The 16,222-nt window shown below is 44.2% G+C and carries 18 protein-coding genes; 3 read left to right on the top strand and 15 right to left on the bottom strand.

All coding sequences use genetic code 11. From position 1 onward, the window contains the following. Position 1 precedes the first annotated feature (1 nt). Both C1S73_RS14390 and C1S73_RS14385 read left to right on the top strand, forming a co-directional pair. Positions 2 to 451, top strand: coding sequence for a beta-galactosidase subunit beta (locus tag C1S73_RS14390; RefSeq protein WP_038865962.1), 450 nt, complete (start codon positions 2 to 4; stop codon positions 449 to 451). Between the two features lie 203 nt (positions 452 to 654). Further along, positions 655 to 2,097: an amino acid permease gene (locus tag C1S73_RS14385; RefSeq protein ID WP_038865960.1), complete on the top strand. Its 1,443-nt coding sequence runs from the start codon at positions 655 to 657 to the stop codon at positions 2,095 to 2,097. Between the two features lie 52 nt (positions 2,098 to 2,149). On the opposite strand, the gene C1S73_RS14380 is transcribed toward C1S73_RS14385, so the two are convergent. Further along, positions 2,150 to 3,067: a LysR family transcriptional regulator gene (locus C1S73_RS14380; protein ID WP_038866059.1), complete on the bottom strand. Its 918-nt coding sequence runs from the start codon at positions 3,065 to 3,067 to the stop codon at positions 2,150 to 2,152. A gap of 114 nt (positions 3,068 to 3,181) precedes the next feature. Here C1S73_RS14380 and chrA point away from each other — a divergent pair, with 114 nt between their 5' ends. Beyond that, positions 3,182 to 4,321 carry a chromate efflux transporter gene (gene chrA / locus C1S73_RS14375; protein WP_038865958.1) on the top strand — a complete coding sequence of 380 codons (1,140 nt, stop codon included), beginning with the start codon at positions 3,182 to 3,184 and terminating at the stop codon, positions 4,319 to 4,321. 106 nt (positions 4,322 to 4,427) lie between these two features. Here the strand turns inward: chrA and C1S73_RS14370 are convergent, their stop codons facing one another. Genes C1S73_RS14370 through C1S73_RS14305 form a run of 14 tightly spaced genes read right to left on the bottom strand, consistent with a single transcriptional unit; the run spans position 4,428 to position 15,976 of the window. Beyond that, the gene (locus C1S73_RS14370; protein WP_038865955.1) at positions 4,428 to 5,111 is read right to left on the bottom strand and encodes an OmpA family protein; all 684 of its coding nucleotides are present in this window, start codon (positions 5,109 to 5,111) and stop codon (positions 4,428 to 4,430) included. Positions 5,112 to 5,116: 5 nt separating this feature from the next. Further along, positions 5,117 to 6,625 (bottom strand): pilus assembly protein, encoded by a 1,509-nt coding sequence (locus tag C1S73_RS14365; RefSeq protein ID WP_045405539.1) that lies wholly within the window; start codon positions 6,623 to 6,625, stop codon positions 5,117 to 5,119. A 2-nt stretch (positions 6,626 to 6,627) separates the two neighbouring features. Further along, entirely contained in the window at positions 6,628 to 7,152 is a 525-nt protein-coding gene (gene tadF / locus C1S73_RS14360) for a tight adherence pilus pseudopilin TadF (protein WP_038865953.1), read from the bottom strand. Then, positions 7,152 to 7,637 carry a TadE family protein gene (locus C1S73_RS14355; protein WP_038865950.1) on the bottom strand — a complete coding sequence of 162 codons (486 nt, stop codon included), beginning with the start codon at positions 7,635 to 7,637 and terminating at the stop codon, positions 7,152 to 7,154. Before C1S73_RS14355 ends, tadF begins: the two co-directional genes overlap by 1 nt. 14 nt (positions 7,638 to 7,651) lie before the next feature. After that, on the bottom strand, positions 7,652 to 8,350 hold the full coding sequence (locus C1S73_RS14350) for a tetratricopeptide repeat protein (RefSeq protein WP_038865949.1): 699 nt from the start codon (positions 8,348 to 8,350) through the stop codon (positions 7,652 to 7,654). Continuing rightward, positions 8,350 to 9,210: a type II secretion system F family protein gene (locus tag C1S73_RS14345; RefSeq protein WP_038865948.1), complete on the bottom strand. Its 861-nt coding sequence runs from the start codon at positions 9,208 to 9,210 to the stop codon at positions 8,350 to 8,352. The genes C1S73_RS14350 and C1S73_RS14345 overlap by 1 nt, the downstream gene beginning before the upstream one ends. After that, the gene (locus C1S73_RS14340) at positions 9,207 to 10,109 is read right to left on the bottom strand and encodes a type II secretion system F family protein (protein WP_038866057.1); all 903 of its coding nucleotides are present in this window, start codon (positions 10,107 to 10,109) and stop codon (positions 9,207 to 9,209) included. Before C1S73_RS14340 ends, C1S73_RS14345 begins: the two co-directional genes overlap by 4 nt. Continuing rightward, complete coding sequence (locus C1S73_RS14335) at positions 10,109 to 11,386, bottom strand: TadA family conjugal transfer-associated ATPase (RefSeq protein ID WP_038865947.1); 1,278 nt, start codon at positions 11,384 to 11,386, stop codon at positions 10,109 to 10,111. The genes C1S73_RS14340 and C1S73_RS14335 overlap by 1 nt, the downstream gene beginning before the upstream one ends. Continuing rightward, positions 11,383 to 12,618 (bottom strand): CpaE/TadZ family protein, encoded by a 1,236-nt coding sequence (locus tag C1S73_RS14330; RefSeq protein ID WP_038865945.1) that lies wholly within the window; start codon positions 12,616 to 12,618, stop codon positions 11,383 to 11,385. The genes C1S73_RS14335 and C1S73_RS14330 overlap by 4 nt, the downstream gene beginning before the upstream one ends. After that, positions 12,618 to 13,094: a hypothetical protein gene (locus C1S73_RS14325; protein WP_038865944.1), complete on the bottom strand. Its 477-nt coding sequence runs from the start codon at positions 13,092 to 13,094 to the stop codon at positions 12,618 to 12,620. The genes C1S73_RS14330 and C1S73_RS14325 overlap by 1 nt, the downstream gene beginning before the upstream one ends. After that, positions 13,091 to 14,440 carry a type II and III secretion system protein family protein gene (locus C1S73_RS14320; protein WP_050566679.1) on the bottom strand — a complete coding sequence of 450 codons (1,350 nt, stop codon included), beginning with the start codon at positions 14,438 to 14,440 and terminating at the stop codon, positions 13,091 to 13,093. Before C1S73_RS14320 ends, C1S73_RS14325 begins: the two co-directional genes overlap by 4 nt. Then, positions 14,440 to 15,285, bottom strand: coding sequence for a Flp pilus assembly protein CpaB (gene cpaB / locus C1S73_RS14315; RefSeq protein WP_038865943.1), 846 nt, complete (start codon positions 15,283 to 15,285; stop codon positions 14,440 to 14,442). Before cpaB ends, C1S73_RS14320 begins: the two co-directional genes overlap by 1 nt. A 16-nt stretch (positions 15,286 to 15,301) precedes the next feature. Then, complete coding sequence (locus C1S73_RS14310) at positions 15,302 to 15,745, bottom strand: A24 family peptidase (RefSeq protein WP_038865941.1); 444 nt, start codon at positions 15,743 to 15,745, stop codon at positions 15,302 to 15,304. A gap of 27 nt (positions 15,746 to 15,772) precedes the next feature. After that, entirely contained in the window at positions 15,773 to 15,976 is a 204-nt protein-coding gene (locus C1S73_RS14305; protein WP_038865939.1) for a Flp family type IVb pilin, read from the bottom strand. Between the last annotated feature and the right edge of the window lie 246 nt (positions 15,977 to 16,222).

Here is a 16,222-nt window from a genome sequence, read left to right as displayed (position 1 = left end):
CATGATCGTGTTAGACAACTTAGAACAATTCAAAGTCGTGTACCGCGACGGTCGTAAATGGAACCGCTGCGTGGAAGCAATTGAGAACATCGCCAACATCAAAGACGGCGTGATGTATTCGATTGGTGACTCTCTGGTTTACATGATTGAAGACGGCACAAAACAAACCGAACTGTTTGAAGGGAACCGCCGCTACTTCGACGTGCATTACTACCTAGAAGGTCGCGAAACAGTGGAGTTCGCCGACAAATCCGATTTACGCCTAGAGCAAGCATATCGAGATGAAACTGACCGCGAATTTCTCTCCGGTCAAGGTGAGACTCGTGAGCTTTACGAAGGCCAAGTGGCAATTTTTGATAACGATAAAGCGTACCGCTTCCACGGTGACAACCGAGTAAGAAAAGTGGTGCTCAAAGTGACCATCGAAGATGGCTATTTCCTAAATAAATAACGGCTTACAGGCAAGGCCAGACAACGCGTCTGGCCTAACAACAAAATAATTAAATAAACCCAAAGTAATTCAGATCACAGATCAGTTGTAGACCTCAGCAATCCAACGCGATTACAAATAGCATTCGCCCAAGGATGATAAAACGGTCAATAGCACTATCACTGAGTTACGAAGGGAATTGACGTGATTCATCGGAGGACTCTATGTCTGAATCTATGCGCGGCACCATTGGCAAATTCGCCTTGCTGTCGATGACATTTGCGGCGGTATTTAACGTCCGTAACATCGTGAACAACAACATTGAGCTTGGCCTTAGCTCTGCCCCTATCTTCCTGTTAGCGACGATCGTCTACTTCATTCCATTTGTATTCATCATTGCTGAGTTCGTATCGGCGAATAAAAACTCTGAGTCAGGTATGTACGACTGGCTTAAACAACCGCTTGGCTCTAAAGCCGCTTACCTAGGTTCGTTCCTCTACTGGTTCGTGAACCTATTTTGGTTTGTGTCTCTGCTACCAAACGTGATTGCTTACGCGTCTTACGCGATGCTTGGTTACGAATACACCTTCTCACCAATGGTCACGTCGGTAATTTCGATCGTTCTGTTCGCAGCGGCGACCCACATTTCAACCAAAGGCGCATCTTGGTTAGGTAAAATTTCTGAGCTGGTTGCTTACGGTGTGTTTGCCCTATTCGGCATTTACGTTCTCGGCGCGCTAATGGCGCTGGGCGGCGACACTTACACGCCAGCAGAGCCAATCACACTAGAAGCAATGAGCCCAACCATTAACTGGGCAACGTTAGGCATTATGTGTTGGATCTTCCAAGCAGCAGGCGGTGCAGAAACCGCAGCGGCGTACCTAAAAGATGTAAAAGGCGGCCAAAAAGCCTTCATCAAAGTGATCATCATGGCAGGCGTCTTGATTGGTGCGATGTACGCTATTGGCTCACTTTTGGTGAACGTGTTCGTTCCGCGTGAAGACCTAACATACGCAGGCGGCATGGTAGAAATCTTTACCGGTATGGCTCAATACTTCGATATTTCAACAGTATTGGTTGGCCGCTTCGTTGGCATCATTTTGTTCATCGCGATGTTTGGCTCAATGATGATGTGGACTGCGGCACCAGTAAAAATTCACTTCTCTGAAATTCCAAAAGGTGTATACGGCGAGAAAACCACAGAGCTAAACGAGCATGGTGTACCAGTACGTGCAGCATGGTGGCAATTCGCGTTCGTTGTGGTGATGCTGATCGTCAACGGCTTTGGTTCAGAATCCGTGCAAGACATGATGAACCAAGCGATCAACCTAACCGCAGGTACGGCGATGCTACCGCCAATCTTCATCATGGTGGCGTACTTTGTGTTCCGTCTAAAACACGATGATACACCGCGCGACTTCCGTATGGGTTCACGCAAAGTGGGCATGAGTGTGGTGTCTGTACTAATTGCAATCTTTGTGGTGAGTATGACCGCGTCGGCATTCCCAACAGGTGTTGATTTGGTGCGTGCGTTCTTCATCAACGTGTTTATGACTGCCGTCTTCTCTGCTCTGGCTTGGTGGTGGATCTCTCGCTTTGAAAAGAAGCAAGCTATCAAACAACAAGCAACGCAAGAAAAGGCGCAAGAGCCAGTAACGCAAGTATAAACGACCTATAGCTCGGTTACTTAAAGGGCACCCTCGTGGTGCCCTTATAAGATCAATTACCTGTAATCAATTCTGCCACTAGCTGACGCAGCCAAATCCCTTTATCCTCGTTATTGCGGCTGGTATGCCACAACATCGCGATATCAAAATCCGCTACCGCAATCGGCGGCTGGACGCTCACCAAATCGTCCGAGAACCCTTCCGCTTGCGCCATTTTTTCCGGCACTATCGCAACCAACTCACGCTGTTTAAGCAAGTTTCGAATTGTCAGAAAGTTACGTGAAGCGACAGTGACTTTTCGGCTCAAGCCATGCTCCGCAAGCTTTTTGTCTACTTGTGTACTCAAGCTGCCATCAGGACTCACTAGGGCTTGCTCGATATTGGCAAAAGCATGAATCGACAGTTGTGTTTCACCTTTCAAAACTCGCTTATCACACAGACACACGTGCTTTTCTGTGTAGAGGTACTGGCTCTCAAAGTTATCGTCGAGCACAGGCATACTGCCGATGATGACATCTAATTTATCGTGTTCCGTTATCGCCACGTAATTGCTGCGGTTGACGTTGATAAAACTTATTTGGGCTTCTGGCGCACGCTTACGGATTTCATCATAAAGCAATGGCGCGAAGATGAATTCAGCGTAGTCGGTTAAACCAATACGACACACGCCAGCGTAGTTTTCTGGTTGAAAAGCGGACTTCGTCAGTAAGTCTTTGGCAATCGAATCCAATAAATGATGCACCGTCGGCGCGATATGATGCGCGTGCTCGGTTGGGTCCATCTTATGGCCTTTCCGCTCAAACAATGGCTCATCAAACAACACACGTAAACGCGACAAGCTGTGGCTCATAGCAGACTGACTGACAAAGCTTTTCTCTGCCGCCAAACTCACACTGCGATAGCGATACAGATAAGAAAAGGTCACCAACAGGTTTAAGTCGATATTGCGCCACTGGATGTCATCTTTCACAGAACAAACCTCATCCCATTTCATTCATAGATGAAATTAAAACTATTAATTTGAATCATCTTAGTACATTTCTTACAGTAGCTGCAGTTTTATTGGAGATTTAACAGGCTCAACATGTTTACCATTTTTAAAACCTTTTTTTGGCTTGGTTGGATCAGTTTCGGTGGCCCTGCGGCGCACATCGGTTACTTCCGCCAAACGTTCGTTGAAAAGCTCAAATGGATTGATGACAGCGAATACGCACAGATCGTGGCTTTAAGCCAATTCTTACCGGGCCCTGGCTCTAGCCAAGTTGGCTTTGCTCTGGGTTACAAACGCGGAGGCTTAGGCGGCGCATGCATGGCGTTTCTTGGCTTCACACTACCTTCCGTGATCATCATGTTGGCGCTTGCTATGGTAAGCAGCCAGATCACTGATACCGCGCTGTTCCAAAACATCGTTCACGGCTTGAAGTTACTTGCGGTCGTTGTGGTGGCGGATGCGACTTGGGGAATGTACAAAAACTTCTGTCAAAGCAAACTCACAGCCGGCTTATGTGTGGCAACCGCGATTGCTTTATTGGTTGCACCGAGCATCGCCACTCAAATGCTGGTACTTGTAATAGCGGGCTTGATTGGCACCCAATACCTTAAGAAAGAATCCGCAACACCTGCCGAACCATTTAAACCAACCATTGCACCATTGGCACTGTTCGCGGTACTTCTGATTGGTTTGCCGTTTGTGGCTCACACCCTGCCAATGCTCGGGCTATTTAGCGACTTCTTCCAAGCGGGTAGCTTAGTGTTCGGTGGCGGTCACGTGGTACTTCCCCTACTGCAAAACATCGTTGGCGATCAACTAAGTCAAGACGCGTTCCTAACGGGCTACGCCGCAGCGCAGGCGGTACCGGGGCCAATGTTTACCTTCGCGACTTACATTGGTTACGAACTATCTGATGCACCTATCCTAGGCGCGTTGGTCGCAACCTTAGGTGTGTTCTTACCGGGTTTCTTATTGCTGCTTGGCGTACTAAAGAACTGGCAAGCGCTGGCTGGTAAACCGGCAGTGTCAGGTGCAATCAACGGCGTAAACGCATCGGTCGTTGGTTTACTATTAGCAGCACTTTACCAACCGGTATTCAGCAGCGCTGTCGTTGCCCCGATTGACATCGCTCTTGTGATAGCTGGCTTCTACTTACATAAGAAACTTAACTTGTCGGTGCTTTGGATGATTGTATTCTTTGTCGCAGCAGGCATTGTGACTGGCATGATGTAAGCGCATCGCTGAGACAAAGACAAAGACAAAGACAAAGACAAAAATACAACGCCCGCTTCCAATTGAAGGCGGGCGTTTTTAATTCCATCGAGTCAGTAGTTAACACCTATTCCGTTGCTGGTGGTTTTTCCTGTTTATCCGCTGGAATGTAAACATCTGCTCTACGGTTTTTAGAACGACCCGAAGAGGTCTTGTTGGTTGCTATCGGTTCAGATTCACCAAAGGATTTAAGCGTGGTTTTCTGCTCACTCACCCCATAATAGTGCAGTTCACCAGCGGTGCTTTTGGCTCGGTTATGACCCAAGGTTTGGTTATACGCTTTGGTGCCAATCCAATCGGTGTGCCCTTCTACTGTTACTTGATAGTTCGTTTGAGCAAGTTGACGAGCCACATCGCTCAATACATTTCTGGCCAACGGGGTAAGGTTAAACTTGTCAAAGGCGAAGTGCACTCGCGCAATCAATTTACCTTTATCGCTGACCTCTCCGCTAAACTGAGCAATACCTAAATTGGAGATATAAGTCAGGCAATCATTAGGATTGGTAAGTAACGATGAGTTCTTCATCAGCGCCCACTTCAGTGCAGGGTCATTACTCACATCCGTTACTTGCAAATAACCATCACGATGCGATGCCACACCCGTCACGTCGCCAACCTGAATCGAGTGCGAGTATTCATAATATGACGTCCCGCAGTATTCGGTCACTTTTGAACTGACTTCACTGGCATTCGCACTAACGGTCGTGAAACCGGCCACCAGCATCCCTGTAATTAGCATTGTTTTGGTCATATCTCTCACCCATATAGTCTCGATACACCATTACCACGAGATCCTTTCTGAATTAGTTCTTCGATTTTCTTAATGAAGTCTTCCGTCTCTGTTACATCGATGATGTCTTCATCCGGATTCAACACACAATCTTGGAAACCGCTTTGCGAAGATGCACTGAAGTTCACGCCAATGACGCCAATATACAAATTGCCGTTCTCGGTTTGGAAGTGCTCACGCGCTTTATCGCACATACCTTTGTTTACTAAACCGGGCAAAATTTCTGTGTATGGATACTCCATACCATCACTGATTACTATCAGCATTTTAAGACGGTCATTGTATTGCTCTGTTTCTTCTTCGCTATTGCCGTTTGGACGTCCATCTTCCATGATTTGCAAGCCACGCAGCATGCCTTGATAGGCAGCGGTATTCCCACCCGAGCTCATGGTTTGTACCTTGTCGAGGTTTGTTTTGTTGGCAGTCAGTGGAATGGTATAAAAGCCCGAATGACCAGTCCGCGTCATACTGGAGTTATAAAGCTTGTTATTGTTCGACCTAAAGTGAAAGGTCAAATTGTTATTCGCGACTTTATCGTCAAACATGTGTCTAACCGATTTTGAGTAACCGACATAGTCAGGAATCTCCAAGCGATTATTATTGATATTCACCACATCTGCGACTCGCTTCGCTTGGTCTCGCTCCCAACTTTTTTTGTTTGGGCAGTCGGTGCGTTTGTTGGCACATTCCTCCACAGCTTCTTCAGAGTAAGGAGACCAATAGTCCCAATTTACCTGCTCATACTTCACTGAAGAGACGCTTTTGCGGTAGTTACCTTTGTACCTTAACTGACTGGTAGAGTAGAGGTTGTCATTGATCTTCTCTTGCACTCGCAGGTTAAATGGAATGATGGCAATACGATTCAGTACCTCACTCTCACCTTCTCGCGGAACTAAGATACGATTTGAAATTTGCTTAACCGCATCTTTGAGGAGATCAATTTTAATTTCGCCATCCCAGCTGTTGTTCATCGACCCTGAAAAGTCAGTCACCAAAACCAGATCAATGATTTTGTCTCCTAAATAAAAAGGATATTTCGCTGCAACGGCTTGTCCAGCGAGTTTCTCTTGAGCCTCAAAAGATGGAATTAAGTTACTGGCAAACCAAGAGTTGTGAGTGGTAACCGCTTGCACGGAATACTGAATTTTTTCCGTATTATCGTTGTCTTCTGTTGGCTCTTCGTACGTCCTCACCGTTTGGATATCAACATGGGAAATATCACGCACATAGTCATTGATGTACATCGTCGCCAATGCATCCGCTTGGTTCGATTTGTCGTCTATCGTAATAGCCAATGCAGCAGTTTGCGCTGCGTCTCTCAGTCGACTTGTCTCTTGGATATAACGCGTCCCCTCTACAGCGAAAAATGTCATACCAAAAACAGGCACTAAACTCAGTGCGAACCAAATTGCCGCAATCCCTTTTTGACTGCGACCTGAATGAATTGGAGCTCGTTGTTTAATAGTGAAATTCATCGTTACCTCCCCACCACAACAGAACTGGATGTGATTGTCATCGTGGATGCGCCTGAATTCCCCCAAAGCTGGGTAAACCAAGAGTTTTCTTGCTGACAAAGCGTTACTTGATACAAAGAGAAAATCACGCCATTCTCAACGGGTGCTAACTCTGACTTCGTATCTAAACCCGCAGCCTCACAGCCGAGATTTTTGTACTCGTTACTTTCAAAAGCATTTAACGTCGCCTTATTGTGCAATGCTTCAATTTTGATAGCGACGCTGCCTGGTGTCGTATCAAGTAGACGTGACGCAAGTGTCTGCATGTCCGTTTCATCACTTGCGTTTAAAGGTAATCTTTCGTCGTAATAACGACTTCGCTCTTTAAGGATATTAGCTAGCGCAAAACTCCCACGATCAAGTTGAGCACGAGCTAATAACTTGTCACTAATGTCCGTCATGAAATAAAAAATGCTGATGAGAGCAATCAAAACAAAAAACAGCTCAATCGCAAAAACACCTTTTTGTCGGGATCGTATTTTCATCATCACTCCTCCCAACCTTCATGTTCTAGGTTAATCAGTGTGCTTTTGGTAATCGGGATAACATCGTTGGAAAATACGTTCAAAATTGGCGTGTAGTTATAGGTCAACGTAATTTCAGCGATTGCATACCCTTGATCGTCTTCTCCCATCTCGGCATCAGAATAACTGGTACCTGAAATCAGATCGGCGTATGTCAAATAGTACCGACCAGACACTTCAAAGTTTTCAGCAGGAACGAGTGACGTCCATAATGCCCCTCCGTCCTTCATCGCCGAATCCAATGTTAGGTTGTAGTTATCGTAGGAGTTTCCGCCTTCAAACACCTTTGTATTTCTGACTGACTCCCTCAACGCATACTCAACCAAGTTGGTTACGTAAATTCTAAATCCCATTTCAAAAAGCATGACGAGAGCAAGAGCAAGAACCCCAGCCCCTAATGCAAATTCAACTACGGTTACGCCCTTTACCTTTCTTCGAGAATACTCCATACCGTCCACCCTTATTACCGGTGTAACTTCCTCGAGATTTGCGCTACTTGAGAATCGGTAAATGCTCCTTCAAGTAAATCTCTCGCTTGATAGACATCCCCTACTTTGAACAGTGCGATAGCCAAATTCGCTCGCACTTTCTGGTTACTTGGGTTCTCTTGATAAACAGGAACCAATAGCGATATCACGTCGTCATACTGTCGTTGTGCAAGATAAACTACGGCTAAATTGTTTTTCACCGCCACGTCGTTATAGCCTTTTAGACGAGCTTGATTGAACGCATTTTTTGCTTGAGAGAACTGGTCGGTATTGCAATAGGAGATGCCCGATAAAACATAGATTTCTCCGCTGTTGTTGCCCATTTCAATCGAGCTTTTATAGCGTTTCAGAGCCAAAGAATCTTCACCATCTTGGCTATGAATCTGACCTCTTAATTGCAGGAGCTCACTATTCTTCACCCCTTGATTGAGCAAATGGTCAGCATAAAACTTAGCCGACTCGATATCGCCCTTATCAAAATACACTTTTGCCAATTCCTGCATGATCTGGACGTCTTCAGGTCGCTTTTCTAGATGCCCTTTATAGTGATTAATCAGGCCTGTATGGTTATCAACACGCTCCATGTTTTGCACCACACTCTCTTCACTCTCTATTGTGGAAGAGCAACCAAACAGCAAAAGTAGTGGAATACTCAAAAAAGTCGCCTTATTCATTATTTACCCCCTCTAAAGCTCGTAAAGTCGATTTGTAAAAAGCCAGGAGCAAGAATAAAAATGACGATTGGAAACATGATCAGCAAGATCAAAGGCACACTCATTTTGGCTGACAATTTACCCATTTTCTCTTCAATTTCGAGTAATTGAATCCGACGCATATCTTCGGCTAAATCACTTAAAACATTCGCAACGGATGCGCCATAGTGAAGGTTTTGAATAATCGTTAAGACAAAGCTGTTGATTTCTGGTGCAGGCAAGCGAACGGAAAGATCATGCAATGCTTTTTCTATCCCATGTACTTTGCCGGCTTCTGATGTTTTATTGATTTGATAACATAAATCTTTATCGAAGATTTTTAGCTCTTGTGCTAAATACGCAAACGACGCTTCAATTGTCATACCGGTTTGCACGCAAACAGACATAATATCGAGGACATAAGGAAGGTTTTTCGAAACCTTTCGCACTAACATGCGCTTTCGCATCTCGAGCAACAGATCTGGAACAATGATGATACTAATAACAGCAATGATTGAAACTAATAACTTATTAATTAATGCCATGTCTAACAACCATATAAATACGGTTACTAAAAGAAAAACAACTGCTTTTAAAGGGAAGTAATATTTCGCTAAATCTTTATTGTAGTATCCGGCGTTAAGAAGTTTTTGCTCTAAATCTTTTTTGTTTCCTTCACCAAATTTAACAATGAAGGAATCAATTTTTTTCTTTGCCGGTTGTTTTTGGCCATATTTAAGATACTTGCTCAGTACCAACTCTTTTTTACGAGTGAAATAATAGTCATAAATCAAAAATGACAACGAAAAAATAATCAATAAAATACTCAGCGATAAAATCATCGTCTTACTCCTTTTACAAGAAGCCAAACAACGAATAAACCTAACACCTCACTACCTACAACATAGTAAAGTACCATCCGCCCTTGAGGGTCATTAAGAATAAAGTCGATGTGGCTCGGATCAATTTGATTGACCATGAATGCAAATGCGATCGGTATTGCAGCGACTACTTTAGCGGAGATGCGTGCCTCAGAGGTCATCGCCATTTTTTTCGACTCTAACGTTCTGGCATCAACCAAAATGCGAATTAGCCTTGCCAATACATTTTTTAGTTGTCCACCACGGTTAATATTGGCGCGTATCGTAATGGTAAAGAAGATGTATTCTGGATAAGGGAATGCTTTACAAGAGCGAAGTAACACCTTTTCTGCATTTTCCCCCAGCTTAAGTCGATCGCCCATCTCTTTAAATTCTCGCCCGACTTCTCCTTCCATGTTTTCGCCAACAAAAGAAAAAGCGTGCATTAAACTCTCACCAGCGGTTACGGCACTCATCAAAATGTTCAATGCGTCCGGAAATTTCTTCTCGAAATCTAAGCGACGTTTGTTTTGCAACCAGTAATAGGCCCAAACTACTGAAAACGTAAAAATACCAATAGAAAGTAGCATTGATTTAATATTGAGAACTTCATAAATGACGTAATAACTTAAATAAGCAGAAAGAACGATAAACAAAAAAATAATGAAATTTGCTCTTGGTCCTAAAACCTTTATTGCGGGAGATAAATTATTTTTGAATCTCTGCCAACGCTTTTGTTCCATCAATGCGTTCAAATTAATCGCCGCAATAATATCTTCGTCGACTTCAGTCTCTGGAAAATAATTCCCTATTTTGCTTCTTCGATGGCTCGTTAAAAGCAAAACGGCAATACCAAATAAGATAAAAGCAATCCATAACATCATGATCTTGCTCCTTGGAAAGCTTGCATCAGCTCTTCATACAAGCCGTAAAAATGTGCTTTTTTAACAAGCTCGGAGCGCTGCATAAGGCCCTCGGTCATAAAGCGTCCTCTTACTGCTTCACCATAACCCACTTCGTCGTATTGAAAACGGAAGATTTCCTCCATCACCACGCTATCGCCTTCGAGCCCTACGATTTCAGAGATGCTGGTTATTTTCCTTGAACCATCACGCAGTCGGTTCACTTGAACCACCAGCTCAATAGCACTCACAATCGCGCGTCGAATAGCATCGAGAGGCTGATTTAAGTTCGCCATCATTACCATGGATTCCACGCGTGATATTGCATCTCGTGGCGAGTTAGCATGTAGTGTCGACATGGAGCCTTCGTGACCCGTATTCATTGCTTGGAGCATCTCAAATGCTTCTGAGCCGCGACACTCACCGAGGATGATTCGATCAGGGCGCATACGAAGCGCATTAATAACCAAATCACGCTGAGTCACTAAGCCCGTGTGTTCCACACTCTCCGCTCTCGTTTCTAGGCGAACTAGGTTGGGTTGCTCTAAACGAAGCTCTGCCGCATCCTCAATTGTCACAATACGCTCGTCTTCACTGATGTATTGTGAAAGCGAATTCAATAAGGTGGTTTTACCTGAACCCGTACCACCCGAGATCAAAATGTTCATTCGGCAACGGGAAGCAATTGATAACAATCTCGCCATGTCCATCGACAGTGAACCAAAATCAACAAGCTCTTCTAGCCCGATATTTTGTTCGCGGAATTTACGTATCGAAATTGAGGTACCATCTAAGGCAATGGGTGGAATAACGATGTTGACACGACTACCATCCTCAAGACGCGCATCTACGGTAGGAGAAAGCTCATCCACACGACGTCCGATCCGCGCAGCAATTTGTTTTGCTATCGTCAGGACTTGCTCTTCATCGATGAAGGTAATGTCCGACTTTTCTAATTTGCCATGCTTCTCAAAAAAGACGTTATTGGGGCCATTTACCATGATGTCGGTTATCGCTCGGTCATCAACCAGCGATTGAATCGGCCCAAGACCAAAGAGTTCATCCAGCATGCTTTTGACCAAACTTGACTTCATCATGGTCGTGACTGGACGATCAAAGTTCGCCGCTAAAACATCGACAGCGTTTCGGATTTGCCCTTCAATTTCCAAACGAGAAAGGCTTTGTATTGCTTCAACATCTAAAGCCTCAAAAATCTGTGACCGAAAAGCCGTGTAGATCTCTTTATTTGAACTCATCTTACCCCCAATCTAGCGAGCCAACCGCTAGCATGTTGAGTGGATTGTCCATTGATCAAACGAGTAAGATCATCGATAGCATGATTGATATTTCGATCGTGTTTGTGCGCGCGCTTGCCCTCAATAAGAAGGTGAGCCAGTGAGCGACAATACCCCATATCAAGATTGACTTCAGAACCAAGATATTTCTGGAGATCATTTTGTTCGATAACAAACGTGTTCTCTGGTCGGTGGTGATTTGCAAGTGTAATAATCCGGATCCGCTTGCTCATTGAAAGCTGCTTATTCTCAAGCTGTTCAAGTAACGCTTTGGCATTGCGGACGGAAGAAACCGAAGGCTCAAAAACCACCACGACCACGTCGTAATTTTCAATCAACATATTGGGGTCAACACGAAAGTCGACGCTTCCCGAGAAGTCTTCGATCATAAAGTTGGTATTTCGACTCAATAATTCGCAAAGTGTCTGGCTATAACTGAAAATGTCTGACTGAGATCGGTCACTATTAAGTGAAAGTAAACGTAAGTTTTTACGCACTTTGGTCAGATGACTTAATGCCCCTTCCGTATCTAACTCATGGATAGGGACAGAGTATTCGTCGATGGAGCGAGATTTGAAGTCATCTAGCGCAAGGAGCACATCAATATTGCTGTCATTGTATTGATGGTCGACCAACACATTATCGATATTATTGGCGGCTAACTTCGAGCTAATTTCAGTGGCAATAAACGACGTCCCTATCCCACCTTTGCTTCCGACAACTGCAACACGCTTTGCTTTTCGCTGTTTACTTACCCCTGTGTAAGTCTGCAAATTACGATGTACATTCATGACGAAATCAGCAAACTCGTGCTTGTTGATTGGCCAATAAAGATAATAGAACCCTAACTCTTTGAGCTGACGTAAGACGCAGATGGAGTCTTCTGTACCGATGACAATAATACCTTTGTGGGTCGGCATTTGGTTGGTTAACGCTTGAGCATCCGTGACAATGTCAGAAGACTCCGTGAGTTCAAGAATGACAATATTCCCACTTTGCTCAGAGTAAAAGCCTTTAGGAACCGAACTCTGTTTTACACACGTTGGTGCACTCCACCCTTCAAACTCGAACATTTCTTGAACCAAAGACATACATTCTAAGCTCTGGTAAAGCAGTACACACCCTGTTGGCCCATGTGCACTTTCTATGATTTGCGGTTTGCTCTCTTTGAGAGATTTTCCTAAGTCAAACATCACAATCCCTCCACGATACGTTCCTTGTGTGAGACTTGCTTCATCCGAGCTACTTCAGAAAAGCAATTCCGACTGACATTCACCTCTTCTATCTCAGAAGGTGCGCACTGGTGCGTCACTAATGCGTGGTAAGTAATCGTCAGTTGGATGTCATTCGACAGCGAACTGTTTTGGCGCACAACAAACTCATCCGCTCTCAAACGCAACGCCGTCTTGTCTTTAAGTGATTTATAAACCACTTTTTTGCCCTTATTGCTCCGATATTCAACAAGGTAACTCGCCCCTGAATCTATCTCGTCAACCGTGTCAAAAATCATGTTCAACTTTTCTTCCGTTTGTTGAGTAGATTTCACCGTAAACTGATAGATATGGGTTTCAGGGTAAATAAGCGCTTCCGCTCCTGGTCCATTGAAATAACGCTCAGCACACCCAGAAAGTAATAACGCGCTTAACACTGCCACAAATAAAGTTTTCATTGAATAAACCCTCCCTGAGACAGCAATTGAATGGTTGGGTCATTGCCTTTGTTGCCTTCTTCACTATCCGAAATTTTCAACCAACGGCGAAGTGTCGACGTTTTGCTCATGTAGGGCATTTGGATATCTTTCTTCTTCATTGGTTTGACAAGATTAACGGTCGCAACAATGATCAGCTCTGTGCGTCGTCTATCTGTAGAGGCTTTGCGAAACGCAGCCCCGAGAACAGGAATATCGCCAAGCAGTGGAATTTTTTGCAGCTCTTCTAAATCGGCACTACTCATCAGCCCACCAAGTACAAAACTATCGCCATCACCAAGTTCAATCGTGGTCATAGCTCTTCGAGTTGCAAATTGGGGCACTTCTAGCCCAGCAGAGCGAATGTATCTTTCTACTTCGCTAACTTCAGGCATGAGGCGCATTCGAATTTTGCCCTCATGAAGGACTTTCGCGGTAAGGTCGAGTTTGATACCAAACTCTCGGAAGGTAATGTTGATATTATTATTGGTGGTAACAATCACGGGCACTTCGCCACCAACGAGAAAGCTCGCAGACTCTCCTGAGATAACGGTAAGGTTTGGCTCGGCGAGGACTTGGGCAACGTTTTCATTACCAAGTGCAGTGATCAAAGTGGTGAGATCGGCAGCATCAAATTGTTGGAATAAAAACTCACCGACATCCGCCCCAACAGAAGACCAATCCACACCTACAGTTTGAGCGAATGTTTCTGTCACTTGAGCGACCGATATTTTCACATTGACCTGTTGATCCGTCGCGACCTCAATAAGTTCTAATATGCCTTCCCACGTCATATTGCGAGCAAAGATCATGCTTTGAGGTTCTTCAACATCGTAAGCGTCACTTTCAAACTCAAGGACTTGGGTCTCTTCCCACTTCTCCGTTTTGTCTCTTCCTAGCAAAGTAGCGACCATTCGATAAATATCATCACGTTGCTGTTCCGATTCAACAACCCCACTCACTGCGACCTGATTACCCACCGATTCCACTTTGATGTTGAGTTCAGGGTAGTGAAGCTTGATTTGACGTCGGACCAACGACAGATCAATATCGACAATAATTCGGTCAGAGAGCAGCACTTTCTTCGATTTACCGTAAATGATGAATCTGGCTTGCCCGACATCCTTGGCAAAAACAACGACGGTATTTTCATTTACAACGTTGTAGTCGACGATTTCAGGGTCACTGACAAATACGGTCGAGATCGGTTCTTTCACCTCAATGTGTTGACCATCACTGACCGTGATATAACGATCACCAGAGAAAGCGGAAAAACTAAATAAAAACACCAAAAACCAAGCGTATGAGAATATCCTTTTTGTTTTCATCACAGCTCCTCTCCTTGGGCAGATTGACGAGAAGATCCTCTTAACTCGGTCACGCCACTATAATTGCCGATCACATCACGAACTTCCGCGAAAACAGGCTCTTTGTAGCGATGGCTTCGGTATACCTCTAGATGCATCGTTTTCTGCGCGATAGATAACTTGGCGATCTCACTGGGCTCGACTTCAACAACGATGACTATTTGATGATCATCTTCACTTGAGACATTTGATTTAACTCGGGAGTCCACTGGCTCTTTGGTATTACCGACACTGAGCACTTTGACGTTTCTCAAAATCAATTGTGCGTTCACGCCACTAAAATCAATTGCGTCGGTATCTTCATCGGATAAGTTTTCTTTTGGGGAGCCCACGGAAAGTACATCAACATTAGTACCTGGACGGATATAACCTTTGACCAAGTTACGAGTACTCACCAGTAAAGAATACGGCTCTTTCCCTTCGGTAATGAGAAGGTCGATATAACGAGGATCGTTTTCTTTAACTTGATATTCAGAGAAGACGATTTTTCCAGCTTCAATGTTTTTTGAAAGGAGAGTAGACGGTGAGAAATCCAGCTTTATATCGGAGTTAATCCCCTCTTCTAAAGCGATATTAAGCAACATCTGCTCTTTTTGAACATCATCGATTTCAATAGGTGTTCCGCGCTCTAGATTGCTCTTCGCACGCCAGACCTGAACATAATGAGCCTGTGGCTCATCTGAATTGCTTGGTTGGGATACGGTTGGATTTTGCTGTTGAGGCTGGGCAGTCATATGGTTGTAAAGTCCGATGCCTCCAACCAGTAATGCTAACAGTGCAAAAACCATCCCTATACGAGATCGCATACGCCCCTCCCGTTTTTTAAACGGATGTTTTCAAAAGAAGTGCCGTATAAAACCCACAACAAATTGCAACACCGTAGGGGAGCCCGATCTGAGATTTCTTACCCTCTCCAGTAACGTGAGATGGTCGCGGTAGTATCAGGTAGGTTACTGCCAATATCCCTCCGTATATCCCAACGAAAATCAATGCCTCTAAAAGGCTTTGAGTTGGGAGTGAGAAAGAAAAAGCAGCAATAAGTTTTACGTCCCCTCCTCCAAGTACCCTAATTACATGGAGGAAAAGCAAAGCAGACCAACAAATACCTAAAACCCAAAGACTTGATAGTGAAAAGTCTGCAATGCCAATCGCAATCGCTAAAACGGCAATCACCAATACGTGACTGTTTTTGATGGTTCGCTCTCTGATATCAGAAAGCGACACAACAAGACAGACTGTTGCTAACGTGATGTATAAAAACAACATTCAATATTTGGAAAACCTGTTTTAGTTTCAGAATGCATCCAAGTCAGCAGCAATGTCATCAAACGCTCCATCCAATGCCGTAATAAGAGATCCATCAGAAGCGAAGGTAAGAATCAAGAATGCCGCCATTGCAACACCGATTAATCCGTACTCAATAGCAGTTACACCCTGCTCATCATTTTTAAGTTCATTTAGGTAGTTTGTAATGTCTACATAAAGTTTAGTAATCATGGTTTGTCCCTCTTTCCTTGTTTCGTACTAATTGCTTAGCACTTTGATCGTAGACACCGGATCACTGTCTCAAAAATGAACAACATCGGTGTGACCGATTCTGCCAATACTCTGTATTCCAATTGTCCTTATTCTTTAGAGGTATCAGAAAAAACTTCTATCTACAGTTCAGTCAATTAGCTATCACTCTTCTTCTTTGACTGGCAAAAATAAGATTTTGTACCATAAACTCAAACTGTGACACAT

Origin of the sequence: Vibrio jasicida 090810c, from assembly GCF_002887615.1 — a bacterium.
GTDB classification, from domain to species: Bacteria; Pseudomonadota; Gammaproteobacteria; order Enterobacterales; family Vibrionaceae; genus Vibrio; species Vibrio jasicida.
The sequence above is the reverse complement of the archived record's forward strand: the minus strand, read 5'-3'. Positions and strand labels throughout refer to the sequence as shown.

Bases quoted from the DNA above. Each gene is read 5' to 3' on its own strand.
- C1S73_RS14330 (WP_038865945.1), bottom strand. From the start codon at position 12,618: ATGTTTGACTTAGGAAAATCTCTCAAAGAGAGCAAACCGCAAATCATA.
- C1S73_RS14335 (WP_038865947.1), bottom strand. From the start codon at position 11,386: ATGAGTTCAAATAAAGAGATCTACACGGCTTTTCGGTCACAGATTTTT.
- C1S73_RS14310 (WP_038865941.1), bottom strand. From the start codon at position 15,745: ATGTTGTTTTTATACATCACGTTAGCAACAGTCTGTCTTGTTGTGTCG.
- C1S73_RS14390 (WP_038865962.1), top strand. From the start codon at position 2: ATGATCGTGTTAGACAACTTAGAACAATTCAAAGTCGTGTACCGCGAC.
- C1S73_RS14370 (WP_038865955.1), bottom strand. From the start codon at position 5,111: ATGACCAAAACAATGCTAATTACAGGGATGCTGGTGGCCGGTTTCACG.
- C1S73_RS14340 (WP_038866057.1), bottom strand. From the start codon at position 10,109: ATGTTATGGATTGCTTTTATCTTATTTGGTATTGCCGTTTTGCTTTTA.
- tadF (WP_038865953.1), bottom strand. From the start codon at position 7,152: ATGATGAAAATACGATCCCGACAAAAAGGTGTTTTTGCGATTGAGCTG.
- C1S73_RS14305 (WP_038865939.1), bottom strand. From the start codon at position 15,976: ATGATTACTAAACTTTATGTAGACATTACAAACTACCTAAATGAACTT.
- chrA (WP_038865958.1), top strand. From the start codon at position 3,182: ATGTTTACCATTTTTAAAACCTTTTTTTGGCTTGGTTGGATCAGTTTC.
- C1S73_RS14350 (WP_038865949.1), bottom strand. From the start codon at position 8,350: ATGAATAAGGCGACTTTTTTGAGTATTCCACTACTTTTGCTGTTTGGT.
- cpaB (WP_038865943.1), bottom strand. From the start codon at position 15,285: ATGCGATCTCGTATAGGGATGGTTTTTGCACTGTTAGCATTACTGGTT.
- C1S73_RS14355 (WP_038865950.1), bottom strand. From the start codon at position 7,637: ATGGAGTATTCTCGAAGAAAGGTAAAGGGCGTAACCGTAGTTGAATTT.
- C1S73_RS14345 (WP_038865948.1), bottom strand. From the start codon at position 9,210: ATGATTTTATCGCTGAGTATTTTATTGATTATTTTTTCGTTGTCATTT.
- C1S73_RS14320 (WP_050566679.1), bottom strand. From the start codon at position 14,440: ATGAAAACAAAAAGGATATTCTCATACGCTTGGTTTTTGGTGTTTTTA.
- C1S73_RS14385 (WP_038865960.1), top strand. From the start codon at position 655: ATGTCTGAATCTATGCGCGGCACCATTGGCAAATTCGCCTTGCTGTCG.
- C1S73_RS14325 (WP_038865944.1), bottom strand. From the start codon at position 13,094: ATGAAAACTTTATTTGTGGCAGTGTTAAGCGCGTTATTACTTTCTGGG.
- C1S73_RS14365 (WP_045405539.1), bottom strand. From the start codon at position 6,625: ATGAATTTCACTATTAAACAACGAGCTCCAATTCATTCAGGTCGCAGT.